The 23,626-nt window shown below is 67.0% G+C and carries 14 protein-coding genes and 4 pseudogenes; 10 read left to right on the forward strand and 8 right to left on the reverse strand.

What is annotated here, in order from left to right:
- Both ABZ855_RS45495 and ABZ855_RS45500 read left to right on the forward strand, forming a co-directional pair.
- Positions 1–487, forward strand: a 487-nt coding sequence (locus tag ABZ855_RS45495; protein ID WP_360819023.1) for an IS110 family transposase, incomplete at its 5' end; no start/stop codon positions are given.
- 16 nt (positions 488–503) lie between these two features.
- A pseudogene (locus ABZ855_RS45500) lies at positions 504–891 on the forward strand (transposase family protein); the annotation flags it as partial.
- Between the two features lie 521 nt (positions 892–1,412).
- On the opposite strand, the gene ABZ855_RS45505 reads toward ABZ855_RS45500, so the two are convergent.
- The 3 genes from ABZ855_RS45505 to ABZ855_RS45515 form a co-directional block, all read right to left on the reverse strand.
- Positions 1,413–4,211 carry a LuxR C-terminal-related transcriptional regulator gene (locus ABZ855_RS45505; protein WP_360819026.1) on the reverse strand — a complete coding sequence of 933 codons (2,799 nt, stop codon included), beginning with the start codon at positions 4,209–4,211 and terminating at the stop codon, positions 1,413–1,415.
- Between the two features lie 1,028 nt (positions 4,212–5,239).
- The gene (locus tag ABZ855_RS45510; RefSeq protein WP_360819029.1) at positions 5,240–7,789 is read right to left on the reverse strand and encodes a LuxR C-terminal-related transcriptional regulator; all 2,550 of its coding nucleotides are present in this window, start codon (positions 7,787–7,789) and stop codon (positions 5,240–5,242) included.
- A gap of 657 nt (positions 7,790–8,446) precedes the next feature.
- Positions 8,447–8,659, reverse strand: coding sequence for a hypothetical protein (locus ABZ855_RS45515; protein WP_360819032.1), 213 nt, complete (start codon positions 8,657–8,659; stop codon positions 8,447–8,449).
- Positions 8,660–9,072: 413 nt separating this feature from the next.
- On the opposite strand from ABZ855_RS45515, the pseudogene ABZ855_RS45520 reads away from it, so the two are divergent.
- The 4 genes and pseudogenes from ABZ855_RS45520 to ABZ855_RS45535 all read left to right on the forward strand — a co-directional run.
- Positions 9,073–9,171: pseudogene (locus ABZ855_RS45520) on the forward strand (IS5/IS1182 family transposase); the annotation flags it as partial.
- A 220-nt stretch (positions 9,172–9,391) separates the two neighbouring features.
- Positions 9,392–10,239, forward strand: a protein-coding gene (locus ABZ855_RS45525; protein WP_360819095.1) for an IS5 family transposase whose coding sequence is annotated in 2 segments (ribosomal slippage) — positions 9,392–9,755 and positions 9,755–10,239 — 849 coding nt in all. Because the reading frame shifts where the segments join, the coding sequence is not laid out codon by codon here.
- A 42-nt stretch (positions 10,240–10,281) separates the two neighbouring features.
- A protein-coding gene (locus ABZ855_RS45530) for an IS5 family transposase (protein WP_360819035.1) occupies positions 10,282–11,189 on the forward strand; the annotation gives its coding sequence in 2 pieces (ribosomal slippage) (positions 10,282–10,621 and positions 10,621–11,189; 909 coding nt in all).
- A 181-nt stretch (positions 11,190–11,370) separates the two neighbouring features.
- Positions 11,371–11,700, forward strand: a pseudogene (locus ABZ855_RS45535) (3-hydroxyacyl-CoA dehydrogenase NAD-binding domain-containing protein); the annotation flags it as partial.
- A gap of 32 nt (positions 11,701–11,732) precedes the next feature.
- Here ABZ855_RS45535 and ABZ855_RS45540 read toward each other — a convergent pair.
- The 5 genes and pseudogenes from ABZ855_RS45540 to ABZ855_RS45560 form a co-directional block, all read right to left on the reverse strand.
- Positions 11,733–11,949: pseudogene (locus ABZ855_RS45540) on the reverse strand (transposase); the annotation flags it as partial.
- A gap of 559 nt (positions 11,950–12,508) precedes the next feature.
- Positions 12,509–15,319 (reverse strand): FAD-binding and (Fe-S)-binding domain-containing protein, encoded by a 2,811-nt coding sequence (locus ABZ855_RS45545; protein WP_360819036.1) that lies wholly within the window; start codon positions 15,317–15,319, stop codon positions 12,509–12,511.
- Positions 15,316–16,209, reverse strand: coding sequence for a hypothetical protein (locus tag ABZ855_RS45550; protein WP_360819039.1), 894 nt, complete (start codon positions 16,207–16,209; stop codon positions 15,316–15,318). The genes ABZ855_RS45545 and ABZ855_RS45550 overlap by 4 nt, the downstream gene beginning before the upstream one ends.
- A complete protein-coding gene (locus ABZ855_RS45555) occupies positions 16,206–17,804 on the reverse strand; it encodes an AMP-binding protein (RefSeq protein ID WP_360819042.1) in 1,599 nt (532 codons plus the stop codon). The genes ABZ855_RS45550 and ABZ855_RS45555 overlap by 4 nt, the downstream gene beginning before the upstream one ends.
- Positions 17,801–18,973: a thiolase domain-containing protein gene (locus ABZ855_RS45560; protein ID WP_360819045.1), complete on the reverse strand. Its 1,173-nt coding sequence runs from the start codon at positions 18,971–18,973 to the stop codon at positions 17,801–17,803. The genes ABZ855_RS45555 and ABZ855_RS45560 overlap by 4 nt, the downstream gene beginning before the upstream one ends.
- A 140-nt stretch (positions 18,974–19,113) precedes the next feature.
- Here ABZ855_RS45560 and ABZ855_RS45565 point away from each other — a divergent pair, with 140 nt between their 5' ends.
- From ABZ855_RS45565 to ABZ855_RS45580, 4 genes are all read left to right on the forward strand, one after another.
- Positions 19,114–20,328 carry a helix-turn-helix domain-containing protein gene (locus ABZ855_RS45565; protein ID WP_360819048.1) on the forward strand — a complete coding sequence of 405 codons (1,215 nt, stop codon included), beginning with the start codon at positions 19,114–19,116 and terminating at the stop codon, positions 20,326–20,328.
- Between the two features lie 103 nt (positions 20,329–20,431).
- On the forward strand, positions 20,432–21,241 hold the full coding sequence (locus ABZ855_RS45570; protein ID WP_360819050.1) for an SDR family oxidoreductase: 810 nt from the start codon (positions 20,432–20,434) through the stop codon (positions 21,239–21,241).
- 605 nt (positions 21,242–21,846) lie between these two features.
- Entirely contained in the window at positions 21,847–22,659 is an 813-nt protein-coding gene (locus ABZ855_RS45575; protein WP_360819053.1) for an alpha/beta hydrolase, read from the forward strand.
- 172 nt (positions 22,660–22,831) lie between these two features.
- Positions 22,832–23,620: an SDR family oxidoreductase gene (locus ABZ855_RS45580; protein ID WP_360819056.1), complete on the forward strand. Its 789-nt coding sequence runs from the start codon at positions 22,832–22,834 to the stop codon at positions 23,618–23,620.
- Positions 23,621–23,626: the final 6 nt, after the last annotated feature.

Genomic DNA, 23,626 nt, shown 5'->3' on the forward strand with positions numbered 1-23,626 from the left:
AGGCGACGGCCACCACGAAGTAGACCCACTCAACAGACCGGGGTCGGTCCCATTACATGAGCCGACCCCGGGAACATTCCGTGAGCGCCCACAGCAGCTCGGAATCGGACCCGACAGCGCGGCGGCCCTGCTGATCACTGCAGGCGACAACCCAGAACGGCTGGGCAGCAAGGCATCCTTCGCCGCCCTGTGCGGTGTCAGTCCCGTCGAGAAGTCCTCAGGGAAAAGCCAACGCCGTCGGCTCAATCGCGGCGGAGACAGGCAGGCCAACGCCGCACTGCACCGCATCGTGGTCACCCGCATGAGACAAGACGAGCGCACCCGTCTCTACCTCGAGCGACGCACCGCCGAAGGAAAGGGAAAACGTGAGGTCATGCGCTGCCTCAAACGCTGCGCAGCCCGCGAGCTATGCCACCTGATCCGCGCCGACATGATCACGCGCCACCAGCAGCCCGATGCTTCAGCGACCCTGATGACGGCAGCTTGACGAACATAGGGGCATCAAACACCGAAGGCACGGGGTGGTCCAGGTGATCACCGATCCCGGAGGCTGGCTGTTGTGGCTCTCACCCGCACTGCCGGGCCGGCCTCACGACCTGACCGCTGCCCGCACCCACCGCATCTGCGAGCACCAGGGCGTCCCCATCCTCGCCGACCTCGCCTACCAGGGCGGCGGCCACTGGGTGACCACAGGCATCAAACGCAAGCCCCTGCGAGAACCTCTCCCTCACCAAGGCGACCGTCAATCGAGCCCTGGCTGCCGCACGGGCACCGGTCGAGCGCGGCGTCGCGCGCCTGAAGCCCTGGCGCATCTTCCGCAGATCCCGATGCACTCCAAACCGCATGACGTCAATCGCCAAGGCCATCCTCACCCTTGAGCGGCAACGCTGAAGAAGCTCATTGAATTCGCGATCCGCAGCCCACCTAGCCGTCGACCGCGATCATCCTCACTCTGGCCTTGCCTCGCCCCTGGACGAGGGGGCGGCGTTTTGGCTTGGAGATACGCGCTGATCGCCGCGTCCCTCGAGTCACCATCCACACGCTGTGGCAAGGGGCACACGGTTGAGGAGTGTGGCTCCGGCGGCAGCCGCATACGCGGACGCCAGCGCAGCCAAGCGCACCCAGAACACGCTGAAGGCATCCGTGATTACGCACCGATGGCGATGAACGACCGAGTCCCCGGTCAGCACCGCCGAGACGGCTGCGCACAGCAACGCGAGGGCCGGATACCGCAGTCCTCGCGCATCGCGGGGACAAGTCACCAGAATCGCGAAACGTCTCAGGTCGGCGACGTCACTTGAGGCGAGAGAATCGGTCTCATGAATCGGCGAAGCGGAACGGTCTCAATCGCGCGATGCCGCGAGCGTGCCCCGCACCGAACAGTCGGTCTCTGTGCGGGGTACGCCGAAACGTCATGTATGGCTGATGACATTCATGAGTGCCGGGGAGAACATGCCCTCGAGATCCTCGCGGTGCCGCACATGCAGCTTCCGGTAGATGCGTGTCAAATGCTGTTCCACCGTGCTGGAGGTGATGTATAGGCGCTTGGAAATCTCTCGGTTCGTGTGCCCTTGGACCGCCAGGAGGGCAACGCGTTGCTCGGCCGAGCTCAGTGCAGCGAACTCCTCGTGGTGCTCGTCGGTGCTCTTCCTCTGGGTGACCTCGGAGATCGCGTCCATGGTGATGCGTTCCTGGAGCATGCCTGCCTTGCACTGCTGTGCCAAGCGCTGGGCTCGCCTCAGCGTCGTCCGGGCGAGGCCCAGCTCTGTGGTCTCCCGGTAGGCGCAGGCGAGTTCGGACAGGGTGTAGGCCAAATCCAGCCAATGGTTGGTGTGCTCCAACATGTCAGCCGAGTTCTTCAGGAGCGGAATCCGCTGGTCGGGTTCGCTGGTCATCGCGAGCAGGCGAAGCGTCACCCCGCGCGCCGGCGTTTCTCTTCCGAGGAGCTGGCCGTCGTACTCGAGCAGAATCTTCCGGGCTTCATCCACCCGCCCGCTGCGCAGGTATGCCTCGGCGAGTGCACATTGCCAGCGTGCGGACAGGTGGAAATCGGTCTCATGGCAGGTCTGTAGGTACCGGCAGTTCTCGAACTCGGCAATCGCGGCGTGAACGCGGTTCATGGCCATGTGGTGCCGCCCACGAGCGAGTGAGTACAGCAATCCGCCGATTCCCTGTAGAGATGACGGGGGAACCTGACAGTCGAGAACTGCTGCCGCTTCCTCGTGCCTGCCCATCTCCGTGAGTGTTTCCACCTGGAGTGCCGCGAGGAACGCGACGTGCCCGCCCCACTCCTCCCAGCGCTTGTGCGCGAGCGCCTCACCGAGCAGCCTGTGCGCAGCACCCAGATCGCCGAGCTGGAAGGACACCTTGGCCTTGACATAGGACAGCACGGCCTTCCACGTCGGCGACGGGTGGGCGTCAAGAGAGTGGGAGAGCCTGGCACACCATTCCTGAGCCTTGGACAGCGAGTTTGTCGTCAGCAGAAGCAGGGAGGCCACGAGGAAGGGTTCGGGCCCCGATGACTTCACCCGGATGGTCTCGAGTATCTGCTCCGCCGCGAAGACTGCTCCGGCCGGGTCGCTCTGTTTGAGGAGATCGGGAACCTTGTCCAGGGCCACACGGAGCCACGGCACCTGGCTGCTCACCCTGAAGGCATGGGACTCGTCCGTACCCCGGAAGACCAATTGGGCGTGCTGCCGCGGTACACCATGCCAGACGCAGTACAAGATCCGCGCGAGGAGCACTTCCGCCCAAGCATCCGCCTGCGGCGGCACATCTCGGATCAGGTCCATCAACTCGCCGGCCCGGTCCGAGAACCCGTGCAGGGTCAGCGCCCGGGTCAGAAAGGCCATGTCGGACACCTGAAGGGCGCCGCGACGTGCGGCGGCAACGAGCGGCGGCATCAAGGAGGCAGCCAGTGCGGGGTTGGTCAGCCATTCCGTGCGCAGGAGGAGCATGTCGATCGCTGAGCGCTCGGCAGCCGTCGTGTCGGAGGACTGCGCGACCCGTAGCAGCGCTTTTGCGGCGTCATGGTTGCCCTTCTCCAGTGTGCGGCCGACGAGTTCCATCACCAGGGGCAGGTCCCACGGCGCGCGGATCCTTCCCGCAGCTGTCAGATGTGCCGCGATGTGCTCCACGGCAACGCCGTCGTCGAACAGGACGCGGGCCGCGTTGAGGTGCAGGTCTGCTCGCTCGATGAACGCCGGGTCGTCGATGAGTGCCTGCCCTACGTGATGCCGAAGGTGATCGCCTTCTGTCATGCCAAGTTCCTGCAGGGCCCGCAGGACCCGGTCGGCCTGAAACGGGTCCCCGTCGAGCAGTCGACTCAACCGATATGGAGAACAGAGTCGGCCGAGTACGGCGGCTGCCCGTGCGCCCTTCGTGAACCCGGGCAGTTCCACGCCCTTTACCTGGGCACGGACAGTCTCGTGGAAGTTCGCGCCGACGGCCCATTCGTCGCGGCCCTGAACGGCCGCGTCACGGTAGTTCGACAGCAGGAGTTGTACCAGAGTGATGTTGCCTCCGCTGATCGTGTACAGCTTTCTGCCGATCTCACTGGTCGGCGTGTCCGTGCGGCGGTCGTCGAGCCCGGCCGTCATCTGCCCGACGTAGTCGGTGATTTCCTCCAGCGACAGCGGGCCCAGTCGGGCCACTCTGGTGTACGGCAGCCGACGAATGTCCGTGACGAAGTCGTCGCAGTAGGAGACGGTCTGACCCGTACGGTAGGTCAGGACAAGCCTGATGTGCGTACCCCTCAACCGCCGTGCCAGGAAACGCAGTGCATCCTGTGAGGCCAGGTCGGTGTGATTGATGTCGTCGACCGCCAGGAGGAGGGGGCGCTGCTCGGCCATCTTGACAAGGCAGCGGTACAAATCGTGGTGGCCTAGAGGAGCGCGCCATGGGTTGTAGAATCCGCTATCCCGGTTCAGAGCCCTGCTGCCCGGATGCGTAATCAAGTCGTCCGCTCCGTCCGCTTGGCGAAGAAGTTGCGTCAGGACCCCGTACGAGGAGAGATGTTCGCCCGGCCAGCCGGTTGCGCCCAGAACCCGTGCCCCGGAAGCGGAAGTTCTTTCACTGATTGCGGAGAGCAGGGCTGTCTTGGCCGTGTAATGCGGTCCTTCGATAAGTAGAACACCATCGCCTCCGGGCCATTTTTCCAATTCGGAGACAAGTACGTTGCGGGGAAGTTTCGTGCCAGCGTCTGTAGTCACGTGTGGGGGTTCTTTCTCGCAGGTGACATGCAAAGGCGGTCAGGGGTATGCCGGTCGCACCGCAGGTGGTCAAGTAACACCCTGGCCTGGGGGGGCAGGCCAACTGTGGTTTGGTCAGCAACACTTCTTCACAATGGTCCGGTGGCGGGCCGTGCTGCAATGCCCCGACAGGCGGGCGGTTTTGTGATGGCTCTTGTGCTGTTTCGCTCGAAAGCTACACGCTCGGGGATGGGCCGGGGGTGGGGTGCGCATGCTTCGCCAGGGGCCCCGGAAACCCGAGATCGTGACGGGCTTGTCTTCATGCATCATCTTCATTGGCTTCAGTGTTCGTCAAGTGTAAGTTTCAAGTAGGTCGCCAAATGTACTCAGTGAGCGTTTTCAGCTCGGGCCCTCCCGCTGTGACCAGCCCGAGAGGCCTCGTGTTGCGTTCACCCCGGATCGTTGGAAGTCGTTCCTGAGGCCAGAGAACCCGCTTCATAGCCAGGTGTCCGGCAAAGCATCGCTAGGGTTGCGTGCCGCGCGCCCATTTGTCTGCGGGCTGGGTCAGTCACGCGGCCAGCGGCGAGGGCTGACCCGCCGACGGCCGATTTCGCGGGGTGAGCCGGTTCGAGGCTCTGCTTGTTTCGCCTCATTCGAAAACCATCAATTCTCGGCGTCGGCGTATATACGGCACCCTGGGAGCTCCGCGTGCGCAGGCTCCACCTCCGCTACCTGTCCGCGGGGTTCCGTGAGCGCGCATGGGGATGCTGCCTCCTTGGCGCACGTGACTTGTGGTAGCGCGGGTGCCCGGGAAGGTCCGAGAGGGTCGCGCACAGTAGTACGACAGGGCCGGCCCAGACTCGGCATCGCTGACGCGCTGTGTGTGCGTGTGGCGGTGAATGGCGGCCAGTAGCGCCGCCCTTGGTAGAACAGACTGACGGTTCGTCAGCCCCCGGCCGTCGGGTACGGCAGCCCGATCGGCCCCGCTTCGACTTGACGGACAGGGCGCGGCACGCCACACCGACGAGATGACGGTCCTCGTCCTCCTCCTATTGATTGATCATTGTTGCCAATTTGACGCGTGATGAAATGTTCAATTTGCGATATATGTTCCGTAGGTGGAAATTCACGGTGTGGGGTGATATGGACATTTGCTGGGCCGTCTCTCGGTTCGTCATTCCCACGGCGACGAGCCGGGCGATGGCGCGCTCGGTTTCCGTGAGAGCAGTCCAACCGGTCAGGCTCCGCTCGGCGTAGTTCCAGTGGCGGCGGCGCACGCCGTGCTCGCGCAGGCGGTGCCGGACTCGGGCAGCTTCCCTCGACGCCCCGGCGCGTATGTACGTCTCGGCGGCCGCTTCGAGATCCGGTATGGCCGTCTGCCACTCCTCGGCGGTCTGGCCCAGGTCTTCCTGCGCCTGGGCCACGGACCAGGTGTCCTCGTGGTGTTCTGCGGCGCTGCGGAGCGCGTCGGCATCGCCCTCCAGCAGTCCTCGGGAATGCCTGGCAGTCACGGTGAGGAGCGGGCAGTCGGTGTTGTCCTTCGCGAGCCGCTCCGCCGCGAGCACCACCTGGACGGCGAAATCGCGGCGGTGGGCGGCCAGCGCGGTGCGTACCAGCCAGGGCGCGGCGTAAGGGGCGTGCAGCAGCATGCTCGACCGGCTCATGCCTGCGGCCAGCAGCTCTTCAGCCAACTCCACGGAGGCCTGGGGACCGTCATTGGCCTCCGTGACCATGAGTAGGGCCCATAGTGCGGCGGGCGCCACAGCCGGGTTGGGCGGGATCGCTCCCAGCGGGGTACAGAGGGCGGCATGCTCGATGGCGGCCTTCATGTCCGTGCGTCGTAGGGCGACCACAGCCAAAACCGCGTGGGCCAGCGGCGAGAGGGCGCCGGTTCCGTGGCGGTGCGCCAGGGCGAGCGCCGCCGTGGCGGCCGCCTTGGCGGTCTCTGGGTCCCCTCGCTCTAGGGCGAGCAGGGCACGCAGTGCCTCCGACAGCGAGTGCCAGTTTGGGCGCCCGTCGGCGTCGATCCAGGTCGTTAACGTACGCAGCTCGGCCTGGGCCTCGTCGAACCTACGCATGCTCACCAGACACTGGATGCGAGTCGCCCGGGAGATCGATTCGTGCAGTCGGCCGGATTTGATCGGCACAGCACAGAAGTCGTTGACCGATCGAAAGGTCTCCAGCGCCTCAGTCACTCGGCCGTCATACCAGGACCGGAAGCCAGACAGGAGCCGGGTCGAGAGGGAGCCGACGGCCCCGACGGCCTCCCCGGTGCCCGCCCATGGCATGGCAAAAATTGTGTCCCACGAGTCGAAGAACTTCTGAAGCAAGGCAATCCCGTTGGGAGCGCCCGATGGACCGTCCTGGTCGTTGGCGATCTGCTGGGCCTCCAGGAGCACGCTCGCCGCGTCGCCACTGCAGATGTGCACACACATGAGCATGGTGTGGAGGGTCTGCGCCGATTCCTGGCTCAGCGGGCGCTTGAGTCCGTCTTTCAGGCACGTGGCCGCCTCGGTCATCCGCCCCTCGAAGGACAGTCCGCCGGCTTGGACACACAGCATCTGGACGTAGCTCTTCTCGTCCAGGAGTGGCAGCTGTAGCACCGCCGTGGCGAAAGTCAGGGCGCTGCGGATGTCGGTGCCCGCGTGTCGCGTCACAGCTTCCGGCAGGCTGGCGGCCGCGCTGCGGTCCCCGCCCCAGGCCGCGCGTAGCAGGCAGTCGGAGCCGAAGGCGTCCGCTCCGCCGGAGAGGAGGATCTGATGGCCGACATCCCTGAGGATGGCGGTCTGTATAGGACCGGGCACGCTCTCCCGGACGGTCTGCCATATGAGCAGGTCGCTGAACTCCGAACGGGAGGCGTCTTTGACCAGTACTTCCGCTTCCTGCGCCTCCCGAATGGCGGGGAGAAGGCTGAGCGAGGTCTGGCCGAGGACCTGGGAGAGAGCTTCCAGGTCGAAAGACCTCCCGATCACTGCGGCGATGTCCAGGATCCGGCGAGTGCCGTCGGACAGACCCGTGAGCCGCTCCCCCGCGAGGCCCCGGATTTCCAGGGGCAGCAGCTGGTGGGGGGAGGGCACTGCGGCGCCGTCCGGTCCGCAGACGATCCCGGCCTCCAGCAGGCCGTTCAGGATGGGCAGCAAACGGCCGGGTATGCCCCGGGCGTGGCCGCAGATGTTCAGGATCTCCAACCCCGGTGTTATTCCCAGCAGGTCGGTGGCGAGTTGCTCAACCGCCTCCTGAGGAAGCGGCAGCAGACGGCATGAAACGACCCCATCCAGTTCCTGGACGTGGTGTGGGGACACCGGGTTGATCGCGGGAGGTTTGACGGTGACGTTGCTCGGGAGACTCAGCACCATGACGAGGGGACGGCGTAGGCGTCGCGCGACGTTTCGGAAGATACTCCACCCCGTCCTGACCGAGGCGCACCAGTCGACGTCGTCCATGGTGATCACGGCCAGTCCTGCCGGCCTGCGGGCCGGGGCGTAGAACTCGACCCAGTCCGACCAACGGTGGGCGAATTCCTTGAGGTTTCCGGCGGACAGATCCTCGAGGAAATAGCGGAGCGAAATGCCAGACAGCCCCGCACCGTTGATCTGCACAACTTCTAGCCCATCATTCGCAGACAGTCGTGAGGCCGTACCCAGAAGTCTAGACTTTCCCATGCCCCGGTCACCGGTGACGATCATCAATTCCGCTTGTGCGGGACTCGCACGAGCTTTTAGATTCTCTAGAATTCCAAGTTCTTTATTGCGTCCGTACAGTCCAGCCATCGAAATCTCCTTGCGCCCCAGGGGCGGAATCGCGTTTCAGGTCGTTCGTATGGGCGAAGCGCGGCCTTCCTTTTGTCGGCACGGCGCGTGATCGGATTCCGGCCAGTCTGTGGGCGGGGGCCGGATCTAACGCAACAGGACGGCGAGGACCAGGCCGAGCACCGGCGACACTGGGGCCGGTCTGAGGACAGAAAACCGTTTTCTAGCCAACAGTTTCACCAGAAGAGCATCACCATATCCGGCGCGGTCGGCAGCACGCTGCCCCATGAAGGAGTGGGTCGAGCGGTTGATTGCGCTGATGGGTTACCCGTCCTGCGTGCGCGTGGCCGCGACGTCGGCCGGCTAGTCCGGTCCGAACGCTTGGACGACGCTCCACACCACAAACATGGAGAGGACGCGGAGGAGAATCTACGCCGCGACGGTCCGGTTGCTTGGGAGGGCGAGGCAGCGCTCGAACTCGAACGGTGGGCCCGTAGCGGCGGTGGGTTACATCGTCATCAGCGGGAAGGCGACCATCCGTTGGGCATGTTTCCGCTCGGCCGGCGACTCGTTCATCGGGCTGTGGAACCGCAGTGCCATCAGCGCCAGAGGGCCGTAGACGGTGCCGAACCGTTCGGCCGCCTCCCGGGCCAGGCACTCGCTGATCAGTGTGGTGCCCTCTGCGTCGGGCCCGAGGTCGACGACCGGGTTGTCGAGCATGGGGCGCGTGGGTGCGGAGGGTCGGCCGGTGCGGGCGGTGAGTCGGGTTGACGAGAGCCCGGTCGATGCCCGGGACGGGTGTTGCGGACCGCTCGGGACCGTGCCTTGCTGTCATCGAGCAAACCCCCTGAGAGATACCGGATTCGTGCCGCCCCGTCGCTTCGGGCCGACCGGACGCAGTTCTCATCAGGAACGGCACCCACTGCGAACGTGATCGCCGCGCCTGGGCCTGATGCTCAATATCGCATCCACGCTACGTCGCCGCACCGCTCAAATGATCATTACTCGCTGGTAGGTCAATGGTGCGAAGTCTGTAGTACCGGCTTGTGCGGCGTTAGTCGGCCGTGGCGTCTACCGCACACTACTCGGTCGCGCGGTGTGCCTCAGGTATCTTGACCGACCCCTGACTCGCCAAGCACGGCATCAACGAGCAGGCCGTCGCCTGGCCCGATGGCACGCCGCTCTGGTTCTCCCACGTGACGCCGGTCCGGACCCACGACCTGACCGCCGCCGGCCCGGGAACTCGCCGCCGGCGATGATGCCGGTCCCCGACAACCTGGTCGTCGAGTATCCCTGTGCGGACACGCCACGCTCGCTGCGGCTTACGTCCTGACTCACACGGGGCGAGACGTGGACACCGTTCGGTTTGGGCAGGACGACTTCGTTTTGCGGCACTGCCTCTAGAGATCGTCTTTAAAGGTGATCAGGTGATGAGAGATCATGCTGGCCATGGTGCGTCGTCATGAGCTTTCGGATGCCGAGTGGGCTGCGTTGTCGCGGTTGTTGCCGAGTTCGGGGACTGCGGGGCGGCCCCGTTCGGACGACCGGCTGGTTCTGAACGGCATTGTGTGGAAGCTGCGAACCGGATCAGCCTGGCGTGATGTGCCGGAACGCTATGGCTCCTGGCAGACCTTGTACACGCGTTTTCGCAGGTGGGCACTGGACGGGACGTTCTCGCGCATGCTGCGTGCCGTCCAGGCGCACAAGGACGCGGCCGGGGACATCGACTGGCTGGTGTCGGTCGACTCCACCATCGTTCGGGCCCACCAGCATGCCGCCGGCGGCAAAAGGGGGCAGTCGACCGGGACGAAGCGGGTGATCACGCCCTTGGCCGATCCCGGGGTGGACTGAGTACGAAAGTCCACCTGGCCTGCGACGGGCGCGGCCGCCCTCTCGGCTTCGTCTTATCGGGCGGCAACGCCAACGACTGCACCCGCCTCGAGCAGGTGATGAACTCGATCAGCGTGCCCAGAGTCGGGCCCGGGCGTCCACGCACCCGGCCCGACCATGTGGTCGCCGACAAGGGCTACAGCTCCCGAAAGATCCGCGCCTACCTGCGACGACGCGGCATCCCGCACACGATCCCCGAACGCGTCGACCAGATCCTGGGCCGACTGAACCGCGGCACACGCGGCGGACGGCCGCCCGGCTTCGACCGCTGCGTCTACCGCCGCCGCAACGTCGTCGAGCGCTGCTTCAACCGCCTCAAGCAGTGGCGCGGACTGGCCACCCGCTATGACAAGACCCGCGAGTCCTACCAGGCGGCCGTCACCATCGCCTCGATCCTGCTCTGGATCTGACCTTTGAAGACGATCTCTAGGGCCTGTCTGATAATTGATCTTGTGGTGGGTCGTGGTGAGTTGACGGATGCGGCGTGGGAACGGATAGCGCCGTTGTTGCCGGGTGTTGACGGTCGTGGGCGGCCGTGGAGGGATCACCGGCAGGTGATCAACGGGGTGTTGTGGCGGTTGCGGACTGGTGCTCCGTGGCGTGACCTGCCGGAACGCTACGGGCCGTGGCAGACGGCCTATGAACGGTTCGCCCGCTGGGAAGCGGACGGCACCTGGGCCCGTCTGCTCGAGCAGGTCCAGGTCCGCGACGACTCCGTCGGAGCCGTGCAGTGGACGGTGTCGGTTGACTCCACGATCAGCCGGGCCCATCAGCACGCCGCCGGCGCCCGCAAAAGGGGGCGGAGCCGGGGGACGAGGAAGATCCGGAACGCCCGTCGGCTGGCCAGGCGCTCGGCCGCTCCCGCGGCGGGCTGACCACGAAGATCCATCTCGCCTGTGACGGCCGGGGTTTGCCCCTGGCCGTCGTCGTCACGCCCGGCAACGTCAACGACTCCACCGTCTTTGACACGGTCATGGACGAGCTGAGAGTGCCCCGGACCGGCGCCGGGCGCCCCCGCCGCAGGCCCGACGCGGTCATCGCGGACAAGGCGTACTCGACCCGGGCGATCCGCCAGGTCCTGCGCGGGCGAGGCATCCGGACGGTGATCCCGGAACGGGCGGACCAGAAGGCCAACCGCCTGCGGCGAGGGAAGGCCGGCGGCAGACCGCCAGCCTTCGACCGCGAGCTCTATAAGGCCCGCAACGTGGTCGAACGCTGCTTCAACCGCCTCAAGCAGTTCCGCGCGATCGCCACCCGCTTCGACAAACTCGCCGCCCGCTACAAGGCCGGAGTCCACCTCGCCTCACTCATCCTCTGGCTCCGCGAGTCCATCCAAGATCCTTTGTCAGACAGGACCTAGACGCCCTCAAGGAAGCGGCCGTACGCGGCGGCAACGTGTTCGCCGTCCTCATGGACGCCTCGCGTCTGCTCGCTGGAGCGGATCACCGAGGCCTTCTTCGAGGTCGGCGGCCAGTACCGCCGCAACGTCTGACGTCACACCCGGCAGCCACGCGCGCTTTCCCGTACAGATCGGATCTCGAGTGAAAACCATCACCCGTCTCGGCGTAGTCGGCTCTGGCCTCTTGGGCGCTGGCATCGCCGAAGTCGTCGCCCGCCACGGCTTTGGCGTCCGCGTCGCCGAAGGCACACCCGACGCCGCAACGGCAGGCCGCCGCCGTATCACTGCCTCACTCGACCGAGGCGTGCGGCGCGGCAAGCTCACCGAGGAGCAGCGGGACCAGGCGCTGGCCAGGCTCTCCTTCACCAACGATCGAGGCGAGATGGCCGACCGTCAGTTCGTCGTCGAAGCCGTGGCCGAGAACCGCGACATCAAGACCGACGTTCTGCGTGCCCTGGACAAGGTGGTTGCGTCACCCAGCTCACGGGTACGGCGTGAGCTGCCCAGTGGCAGGGCGCCGATCGCGGCGGGATGGTCCACGATCGACAGGACCGGCCGAACTTGGCGGCGAGCTTGTCGAACACGGCGCGCAGTTTCGGTTCGCTGTTGGGCAGCGGCTTGTCGAAGACCTTCTTGCCGGCCGAGGTCAGTCCGTGGCCGTGGTGGGCGGTGTTCCGATGTCCAGGCCGAGGAAGACGTCCACGCCGCCGGTGTTGAACATCGCGCTCTCAACTCCTTTTGCGCGGCTGGCATGGGCATCGGTGTCGTACGCGCGCATCCACGTCATGCAGACCTGCCGTCCGCGAACTGTCCGGCATTGCGCCGGACCGGACGGTGGCCGGACCTCTGACTTGTTGAATCGGACCCAGACGCATGGTCTGCAGCCGTAGCGTCTAGGATCCAGACCGGCACAGGCTCGCGTGACCTCATGCCGCCCCAACTCGGGCTGGCTCATGATGAGTTTGCCGCCGCCGGTCGATGCCCGCGCGGTGTGGCTTGATCCTCCTGCAAGGGCGAGTGATTTGCCGCCACATCTTCAAGATCCTTGAACACGCTCACCCACCGGAACCGACTTGGAGACGCCGAAGAACTCGCTCAAGCAGGTTGACGCGACATAGCAGCCTCGGGGGCCGGGCACAACAAGCTGCCATGAGTCGCCGAACCTCCGTCATATGCCTTGTCGGGACCGGCCCATCCCTCACCCTGACGACTCCATGAGTCAAGCTCTGGTCACAAAGGCGATCCCGATCCGGCCCGCTCCTCGGTATCGAGGTGGTGGATCATGTGGACGGCGTCGGCGGGATCGATGCGGACGCCGACCTCCTTGTGCTTCGTTCGTTCAGCACCTGGAGGATGTGCCGGTAGGGTCGGCCGACGGCGCGGGTCATGCCGAGCTCGCAGGCGCGGTTGCACGAGACGTGCAGGGTGGCCCCGGACTCCCGGACCTCGGCGGCCTGGCGGCGGGTCGCGCTGTCGGTGAGTTCCGGGCGCAGGAGCCCACGGTCGCCGGCGAACGCGCAGCATCCCCATGAAGGGGGGATGAAGACGCGTGCGCTGAGAGCGTCGGCGATGATCTTCAGACTGTCGTCAGTGTGCATGCGGACCGACGAACAGGTCGGGTGCAGGGCAAGCACGTCCGAGGTTCGCTCGATGTCTACCTGCGGCAGGATGGCGCGTGCGGTGAACTCGGTGGCGTCCTCGAGACGCATGCCGGGCGGCAGTGTTTTGCGAACTCCCTCGGTACACGACGACGCGTCGACAACGACCGGGACGGCGCCCTCGTCGCTGGCTCGCCGGAGCGCGGCGTGGAGACGGCGGCTCATCACCTCGGCGCCGTCGGTGAGTCCTTTGGAGGACCACGGCATTCCACAGCACAGGCCAGCCACCTCGTCGGGCACGGCCACCCGGATGTCGGCTTTCGCGCACAGCGCCAGGAACGCGTCCGCCGTGGACACCTCCTCGGCGCTGCCGAACATCGCCCCTGTACAGCTGGGCAGGAACACGATGTCGGGAAGGGGTGTCGGCCTGCCGGACCTCGCGCGGCCGCCGCGGGGCAGCTCGGGTGACCACTGCGGTACGGCCTCCGTCGGCAGGACCTTGCGCGCGGCACCGGTAGCCGCCGCGGACACGGTCGGCAGTCGGTGGGCGGCGGTGAGCCCTGCCGCCGCGGCTTTCGTCGCGCCGGCCCAGTGGCGGGCGGCCGTGCGGCCGATCGCCTGGACGGTCTTGCCGCGGCCTTCGGCGCGCAGCCGGCGGACGAGCGCGCCGGTGTCGATGTCGACCGGACAGGCTGTCTGGCACATTCCGTCCGCCGCACAGGTCTGCACGCCCGAGTACTCGTAGGCGCGGGAGAGTTCCGTGGCGGTCGCATCGTCGCCGGACTGTCGCGCGGCGGCGATGGCGCGGCGGGTGACGATGCGTTGCCGCGGGGTCAGGGTGAGGTCCTTGCTGGGACAGACGGGTTCACAGAAGCCGCACTCGACGCAGCGGTCGGCTTCGGCTTCGATCGGTGAGGTCGTTTTCAGGTGTCGCAGGTGGATGGCAGGGTCGTCGGTGAGCAGGACGCCGGGGTTGAGGATCCGGCGGGGGTCGCACAGGCTCTTGATCTGCCGCATCACGTCGTAGAGTTCGGCGCCGTACTGGCGTTGGACGTATGCCGCCATGACCCGGCCGGTGCCGTGCTCGGCCTTGAGTGTGCCGCCGCGTCCCAGCACCAGTTCGACCATGTCCTCGGTGAAGGCCGCGTACCGGTCCACCCCGGCGGAGTCCTGGAACTCGGCGCTGAGCAGGAAATGGACGTTGCCGTCCTTGGCGTGCCCGAAAATAACGCTGTCGTCGTACCCGTGCTTGCCGAAGAGTCGGGTCAGTTCCGCGCAGGTGTCCGCAAGGGCGGGGGGAGGGACGGCGATGTCCTCCAGGAGAGCGGTCGTCCCGGCCGCCCGGGCGCCGGCGACGGCTGCGAAGAGTCCCTTTCGGATCTTCCACAACGCGGCCCGTGTCGCGGGGTCCGTCGTGAGCTCGTCGCCCCCGCCCGAGGTCCATTCGAAGCGTGCTTCCGCCTCCTGGAGGAAGTTCTGTAGCTGCGGGACCGTAGGCGCCTGGTATTCGACGAGGAGCGCGGCCTGTCGGGAGATGGGCAGGGCGCGCAGGCGTTCGGTCGCGTCCTTGTCGGCGGCGGCGACACGCAGCGACTGGGCATCGAGCAACTCGATCGTCGCGGCGCCGCTGTCGATGAGCGCGGGCAGCACCGAGGCGGCCGACACCAGATCAGGCAGAACCAGCAATCCGGTACCGGTGTGGGGAAGTACCGGCACGGTCATGAAAGTCGCCGAGGCGATGAAGGCGAGTGTGCCTTCGCTGCCCACGATGAGGTGGGCGAGGATGTCTGCGGCCGTGTCGAAGTCGAGGAAGGCGTTGACCGCGTAGCCCATGGTGTTCTTGATGGCGAACAGTTCCCTGATCCGGGCCACCAGAGCCGGGTTTCCTCGGACCTGGTCACGGAGCAGCAGCAGTCCCCGATGCAGATCCGGCTCGAGCGCGTGCAGGCGGGCGTCGGCGTCGGCGTCGCCGGTGTCGACGAGGGTGCCGCTGGGCAGGACGAACCGCAGCGAACGAAGGGTGCGGTACGGGTTGGCGTGCGTGCCGCAGGTCATCCCGCTGGAGTTGTTCGCGACGATGCCGCCGATGGTGCAGGCGGACTCACTGGCTGGATCCGGGCCGAGCTTCGTGCCGTAGGGTCGCAGAGCGGCGTTGACGGCGCTGACGGTGGCTCCCGGCTCCACCCGCACGGCGCGGCCGTCGTCGAGCACCTCGATACCCCGGAAGCCTCGGCGGGTGTCGACCAGAACGGAGTCGGTCACCGCCTGTCCGGACAGGCTGGTCCCGCCGGCGCGAAACGTCAGGGCGACATCGGCCCGGCCGGCGGCGGTCATCAGCCCGGCGACGTCCTGCGTGCTCCCGGCGACCACGACGGCCTGTGGCGTGAGCAGGTAATGGGAGGCGTCATTCGCCTGGGCGACCCGGTCCAACAGGCTGTCGCTGGCGCCGCCTCCCTGCCACCCGTGCGCGCGGAGGCGATCGAGGGACTTCACTGCGTCACCTCCTCGACCAGCAGCTCGAAGGTGACGGCGACGATGTTCTCTTCATCGAGGAACTCTCCGCGGTGGACATTCCCGAACCTGTCGATCGCCATCCCGCTGATCCAGGAGAACGGTGCGGCGGGATCGCGCAGGTCGAAGCGGCCGATGAGAGAGGCTTCGGTGGCCGGCCCGTCGACGATGAACGCACCACCGTCGCGCCGGAGGACGGCACCGACCAGGCTGCCTACGCTGCCCGCGATCGACGCACGCTCGAAACCGTTCTCCCGCATCACGTCGCGGACGGCAGTGGCAAGCCGGACCCCCGGTGCGACACGGGACATGGCCGCCCGCACCGCCCCGCGCCCGTTCACGCCGCCGGGCTTGGCCGGACGGGGCGTGAAGACGGGCAACCGGGTCTCGGCGTCGGTGTCGCTGATGAGTTCGGCCTGTCCCAGGGCATGCACGACAGCGTGGACGGGGCCAGGACCGATGACGGTCTCCGGCCACACATGCCCGCCTCTGACCTCGCCGTACGCATCGAACCAGGCGGCGTGACAGTGGGCGAAACGCTGCCCGTGCCTGAACCCGACCGTGGCCGACCCGGTGATCAGACGCGCGGGTGCCACGGCTTCCCTGGTGGAGCTGAAGGTCACCGCGGTCGTGCCATCGTGGCACAACGCGGGGACGCAGTAGCTGACCCGGGACAGTGACCCGTCGAGCAGCTCGACCTGACCGGAGCTCGCACCCAGGGCCTCGATCTCGTGGGCCATCGCGTCGACGAGGCGCGCCCCGGCGGGCAGGGTCACCCGGGCCGGTGTGCTGGTGGTCGGCACGGAGACGCGGCGCTGCGCCGCGACGGCTCCGGGATGACGGAGGGGCTGTGCCCAGCGACCCGACGTCATGACGGCCAGCCCTGCTCGATCAGCAGCTCGCGGACCGTACGGCGCACGATCTTGCCGTACCCGGACCGTGGCAGCTGGTCCCAGAACACGACATGCCGCGGCACCTTGTAGCGTGCCATGCGGTCGGTCAGCCACTGCCGGACCTCCTCACCGGTCACGGACGAGCCGTCGGCGAGGACACACACGGCCACACCGACCTCACCCCATGTCGCGTCCGGCATGCCGAGCACGATCGCCTCGCTGAGCGCCGGGTGGCTGAGGATCTTCTCCTCGATCTCCCGGGGGTGGATGTTGGATCCACCGGAGATGTACATGTCGGACAGTCGGCCGGTGATGTAGAGGAAGCCCTGCTCGTCGAGCATCCCGACATCGCCCGTGTGGAACCAGCCGTCGCGGAAGGCGGCCTCGTTGGCCTCCGGGTTGTTGAGGTATCCCCGGAACACGGCCGGCCCCGCGGCACAGATTTCCCCACTCTCGCCCGGTGCGACCTCGTTGCCCTCCGCGTCCTGGATGCTGATCTGCATCCCGGTGCGCGGGTAGCCGCAGGTGCTGTACGCGACATTCGCCGGGGGCTCGTGGTCGTGCCGGTGCGGCGGCAGGACGGTGATGTTGCCCGTCACCTCGGCCAGCCCGTAGTACTGCACGAGGACCTCTCCCAGCGTCGCCCGAGCGTGCTGCTGATCCCGACGGGGCATCGGGGCACCGGCGTAGACGACATGACGCAGCGACGAGTGGTCGCGCTCACGCACCGAGTCGTGTTCGGTGAGGCGCTTGAGGATGGTCGGGACGGTGAAGAGGTTGGCGATCCGCTCGGATTCCACCAGCTCCCACACCTCGGCGGGATCCAGGCTCGTCGAGACCGGGATGACGGTGGCAGCCCCGCGCGCGACCTGGGGCAGCAGGTGCACGCCAGCGCCGTGCGACAACGGAGCCACGACCAGGGACCGGTCGGCCTCGGTCATGCCCGGCATCAGATCGGCGATGTGGTTGGTGATCACGTAGCCGAGCTGGTCGTGGGTGAGCACCGCCGCCTTCGGGGAGCCGCTGGTGCCCGAGGTGAAGAAGTACCACGCGGCGTCGCCGGCCCAGACCCCGTGATCCGGCACTTCCCGCTCCGGGTCGTTCAGCGAGCCGAACTCCTCCAGCCACAAGGTCACCAGCCCAGGACCGACCACCGCTTCGACCGCGCTCACGTGCGAAGCGGCCGACTTGTGCGCGATCATCACGACGGGCTCGCACACCGAGGCGATGGGCACGAGTTCGCTGTCGTGCGAACGCGCGTTGACCGGTGCGAGCACCGCCCCGACTCGCCACACGGCGAACATGGCCTGCACGTACTCCGGCTGGTTCGGGCCGTCCAGAATCACGCACTGGCCGGGCCGCACTCCGAGATCGAGCAGGCGAGCGGCCAGCGCCGAGACCCGCCGGTCCAGCTCCCGCCACGTCCAGCGCGTTCGACCGTGCACCAGCGCGCAGGCATCGGGGGAACGGCGGGCGGTCTGCGTCAGCAGGTGGGCGAGATTGACCGCCCGGTGCCGCGGTGCTGCGGCCTCGCAGGCGAATTCCGCGTTGTCTCGTGCGTCGGCGATGGTCATCGTGCCCGCTCCAGGACGGTGGCGTAGTTGGCGACGGCGGCACCGCCCATGTTGAACACAGCCGCACGGTCGACGGTCGACAGCTGCAGCTCTCCGGCTTCGCCGACGAGCTGCATGGCAGCCATGACGTGTTGGGACACGCCGGTGGCGCCCAGCGGATGTCCCTTCGCCTTCAGGCCGCCGGACACATTGACGGGCAACGTCCCGTCACGCTCGGTGGCACCGCTTGCCAGTACCTCGGCGGCCTTACCGGGCGCGGCGATACCGAACGCCTCGTACTGCAGCAGTTCGGCAATCGTGAAGCAGTCATGGGTTTCGAGCAGATCAAGCTCCGTCAGCCGGGTTCCGGCCTCGTCCAGCGCACCGTGGAACGCCGCGGCAGCGCCGACCAGGGCGAGGGGATCGGGCCTCGCGGCGACCGCCAGGTGGTCGTTGGCTTGCCCACGGCCACGCACCGTGACCGCACGGGCCGCCGTGCGCGCGAGGTCGGCGTCGGCGACGATCAGGGCGGCCGCGCCGTCGGACACCATCGAGCAGTCCGTGCGCAACAGCCGTCCCACTACGCGCGGGTTCCGGTCCGACTCAGTGGCACAGAAGTCGAATCCCAGATCCTTGCGCATGTGCGCCAAGGGGTTGGCCACACCATTGCGGTGATTCTTCGCCGCAATCCGCGCCATGGCGTCGTGCGGGTCGCCGTACCGCTCGGCGTAACGGTCGGCCAGTCCAGAGAAGACTCCCGCGAAACTGCCCGCCGCCTCCTCGGTACGCCGGTGCGAACCACTCAGCAGGATGTCGTTGATCTCTGATCCCGGTATCGACGTCATCTTCTCGGCGCCCACCACGAGCACGGCACGCGCACGGCCGGCCTCGATCCGGTCCAGGGCCGCGAACAGGGCCGCCGACCCGGTGGCACACGCGTTCTCCACCCGGGCCGCAGGCACGGACGCCAGAGCGGGCGCGCCGGCACCGACCAGCGCGGCCTCGAAACCCTGCTTCGAAAAGCCGTTGTTGAACACTCCGACAAAGATGGCGTCGATGTCGCCGGGTTCCAGCCCGGCGTCCTCGACAGCCGCGCCACTGACCGCGGCGATCAAGCGTTCGATGTCATGGTCCGGATGGCGGCCGAACGCGGTATGGGCCCATCCGATCAACTGCGGTGGCTTGGTCATCGAGAACCTTCATCTTTGAAGTCGGCGGGGCATCGCCCGAGACGCCCCGGTCGGCCCACCATGCCGCGCGGACGGGGCGCTGGGCACCGCCACGGGACGAGGAAACAAGATGGCTTTTCCTCTCTCTGTAGAATAATCGTGTGTCCGACAACGAGATCCAGCCCATCGTCGACCAGCTCGCCCAGAGGCTGCAGCGGTCCGTCGTGATCAACGATCCGGCCGTACGCATGCTCTACAGCAGCGCCCACTTCGACGATGAGGACCAGGTCCGTGTCCAGGCGATCCTGCACCGCGACGCCGGTCCCAAAGCCATTGGTCACGTCCTCGCCCAGGGGGTGTCGACCTGGACCACCGCCGGTGTCATCCCTCCCTACGAGGAGATCGGGATGAAGGCCCGCGTCGCGGTACCCATCCGATGGCGCGGCGATCTGCTCGGCCTGCTGCTGGTGATGGACGCCGAAGGGTCCCTCACCAGCTCCGAGTTCGCGACGATCAACGAAACGGCACGGATCGTCGCACCGATGCTGGCGGGCCAACGCCTGGGTGACGAAAGCGCGGCCACCCGCGAACGAACCGTCTGGGACCTGGTCAGCAAGGAACCCACCGTGCGCCGCCGCGCACTGGCCGACCTCGGCCCGGGCGGCGAGCCAAACCGGTTCACGCACGTCACAGCCATCGACGTGGGGGTGGTACCTGTCGCGGAGACAGTGAGCGCCTCCCATGTCGAGATGGCACTGCGCGACGCCGTGACCTTCAGCCGCCCGCCGGGATCGACGGCCGAACTGCACGCGGTCACCACCGACGGTGCGTTGCTGCTCCTCGGCGGCCCCAACCCCCTCGCCGACAACGTCAGCCGCGGCCACGCGCAACGGATCGTCGAGCGTGTGCAGGACATGGCCGCCGGCCGCTTCACACCGGTGGCCGGTGTCGGATCCGCAGCTGAGGGCCTCGACCGCGCCGTGGAGACAGCGGACCAGGCCCGACTGGCCCGCCGCGCCGCCTCCTCGGTACTGGGCACGGAAGTCGCAGTCTGGGCCGACGTCGGACCCTACGGCCCACTGCTGCGCATCCCCTCCGACGAACTCACCGGGAGTGCGCTGCCGGTCGAGCTCCGCCGCCTCCTCGACATCGACCGCGGCAGCCAGCTCACCGAGACCCTGCGCGCCTACCTGGACAACGCGTGCTCAGGTCCCGCGACCTCGCACGTGCTGAACATCCATCGCACCACCCTCTACTACCGTCTCGGCCGCATCAGCGAGCTCACCGGCCTCGACCTGGCAGACGGCCGCACCCGGCTCGTGCTCCACATTGGCCTCACGATGATGGACCTCATGCCGGCCGGGGTTCGACAGTAAGAGGAAAATCGGCGTTCGCATTCCAACGTCCCGCTGTAGTGGCCCACGCCCGTAGAGGCGCATCCTGCTCCGGACCGACCACTCAGCCATTCAGGGATGTGACATGAACACCGTTCGCCCTACCACCGAGGCGACGCGAGCCGGAACCGACCCGTTCGACCTCACAGGGCGAGTCGCGTTGGTCACCGGAGCCGCCCGTGGAATCGGCCGGTCGATAGCCGTGGAACTGGCCCGGCGAGGCGCCCATGTCGTGGTCGCCGACATGCGCGACCCGAGCGAGACCGTGGACCTACTACGTACCGGCTTCCCCGCCGGGACCCATGAAGGCAAGGCGGTCGACGTACGCGCACGCGAGCAGGTCGAGAACGTAGTAGCCGGCACCGTCGAACATTTCGGGCGCCTGGACATCCTCGTCAACAACGCCGGGACAGCCACCCGGGCAAGTCTGACGGGGATCACCGACGACGAATGGTTCCGCGACATCGACACCAACCTCCGCGGCACCTTCCTGTTCTGCCGCGCCGCCATCAGCCCCTGGATGAGCGAGCAGCGCGCCGGCGCGATCATCAACATCAGCTCGATCAGCGGCATCATGGGCGGTGCCTCCTCGGGCAGTGAGGACCAGGTACGCTCCGGGCCCGCGTACGCGGCCTCCAAGGGCGGCGTCATCGCCCTCACCAAATGGCTCGCCAAAGAGGTGGGCGCCCTGGGAATCACCGTCAACTCGGTGGCACCTGGTCCCATCGCCACGACGCTCACCGAAAACGTGGCATACGACTTCAGCCAACAGATCCTCCCGCGTATGGGCAAGCCCGAGGAGATCGGCGCGGCCGTGGCCTACCTCGCCTCGCCCGCGGCCGCGTACGTCACCGGGCAGGTGCTGCGCGTGTGCGGCGGCGCAGCGCTCGGATAACGCCTCCCGCTCAGTCCCCCCTCAATTGAGCCCGCAAGGGAGCCAGCCCAGTGCATCAGGAAAATCCGAAGAAACCCTCCGACGCAGTCCAGGCACGCATCGTCCGTAAGGTCCCCCTCCGACTGATCCCGTTTCTTGCGGTCGCCCACCATCGAAGGCTTGCCCACGGTGGCACTCGGAATCGCCGCGTGGTTCTACCTCACCGACCGACCCCGCCAAGCCCAATGGCTCACTCCCGACGAACGCGAATGGCTGGACACGATTCGCCGCTCCCTACATCACCGGCTGGCTCCCGGACCTGACCGGCACAATAATCTCCGCCTCAGCGATCGTGCTGCTGACCCTCCGCAGGCGGTTCCGCCCCCGAACGGCGGACGAGGTGCAGCCCGGGGGCGTGTCCTCGGCCCTTCGGGCGGCCCCGCTGTCATCGCTTCCGAAGTACTCGTGATCGAGGACCACCCCGCTTCACGAGGTGCCTGACCGTTCCATCCGTTTCTCCCCAGGGCCTCCAGATCGGCGCCGCGTCACCCGGCGGCGCATTCGACCGGACTCCTGGCACCCTGGCGGCGCGCCCGCCGCCCATAGCAAAGGCAGGACAACCCACCATGAGCGGAACCGGACTGATGTTCACCGCCTCCGACGGCGTGCGAATTTGCTACGACGACGAGGGATCCGGTGCACCGGTACTGCTCGTCCATGGCTACTCCGCCAGCCGCGAATACTGGCCCTTCCAGCGGCGCGCGCTGCTCGACGCCGGCTACCGCGTGATCAACATCGATCAACGAAACCACGGCGACTCGGACCGGGCCGCATTCGGTCAGCGGATGTCTCGACACGGCTTGGACCTGCGAGAGCTGATGGACGGTCTGCAGCTGACCGACGTCAACCTGGTCGGTCACTCGATGGGTGTATCGGTGTCGCTGGCCCTGTTCAGCCTTTTCGGCACGCGCGATGTGAGCCGCTTCGTCGCTGTCGACCAGTCGCCGAAAATCGTCAACGACGAGACGTGGAAGTGGGGAGTGCTCGGCGTCGAATGGCCTCATGCGTGGGAGCAGGCCAACATGCGTCACCCGTGGGGCGAGCTGGACCGTGAGCCGGACATGCCGGAGGCGGCCGCACGTGAACTCGCCAAGTTGACGCACCATCATGACAACTACCCGCACGAGCAGGTCACCCAGCTGCTGCTGGACCACTTCGTCGCGGACTGGCGGGACGTGCTGCCGCGGATCGACATTCCCACCTGGGTCGTCACTGGCCGACTCAACCCGTACTACCACGCTGAGGGAATGGAGTGGTTCGCCCAGCAGGTCCAGCGCGGGAGCTACTCGATGTTCGAGAACAGCGGTCACGAGCCGCACATGAACGAGCCCGACCTTTTCAACGAGCGGCTGCTCCAGTTCCTGGAGACCACTCCGTGAGGCGGCACCACCGCATGGTTCCCTCGCCTGGCTCCCGCTTGGCGTTGCGGTCACCGACATCGAGATCCCGTTCGGAGAGAGGTCTGATGAGCATCGTTGGTTGGACATACACATCGCTTGACTTCGAGGTGCTGTTCCCTGAGGCGGACCGCATCGAGGCGGGTGGGGTGCGGTGAGCACGGTGCACGAACTCAGCGGCCGCGTGGCCGTGGTATTCGGAGCGGGGTCATCGGGTGCCGGACTCAGCAACGGCGAGGCAGCCGCCCGGGCGTACGCTGCGGCCGGAGCACTCGTCGCCGTGGTGGATCTGGTCGCCGATGAGGCCGATCGGGTTGCCAAGAAGATCACCGCTACCGGCGGCACCGCCCTCGCCGTCACCGCCGATGTCACCGACGAGGACCAGGTCGCGGCCGCGGTGCGCACAGTGGTGGCGGAACTCGGTGTGCCGCATGTTCTCCACAACAACGTGGGCGTCGCGCGCACCGGTTCCGTGCTCGAGCTCGGGCTGGACGGCTGGGAGGCGGGCTTGCGCGTCAATCTGACCAGCGCCTACCTCACGACACGTCATGTGCTGCCATCGATGCTCGACGCCGGGAGGGGTGTCATCACCAACGTCTCGTCCGTCGCGAGCATTCGGGACACCGGCTACGTCTACCCGGTCTACAGCGGGGCGAAGGCCGCGGTGAATCAACTGACCGTGTCGTTGGCTCTCACCTACGCCGCCCGCGGCATCCGCGCGAATGCCGTATTGCCCGGCCTTATTGACACCCCTTTGGTCACCCAGCAGATCACTGACGATCCAGAAGCTCTTGAGGCCCGTCACGCTGCCAGTCCGACCGGACGCATGGGCAGCCCCTGGGATGTCGCGCATGCGGCTGTGTTCCTGGCCAGCGACGCGGCGGCCTATGTCAACGGCGTCTGCCTCCCAGTCGATGGCGGCCTGTCGGCGCGGTGCCGGTGAGGTGAG

This window comes from Streptomyces sp. NPDC047042 (genome assembly GCF_040644035.1).
Taxonomy (GTDB): Bacteria; Actinomycetota; Actinomycetes; order Streptomycetales; family Streptomycetaceae; genus Streptomyces.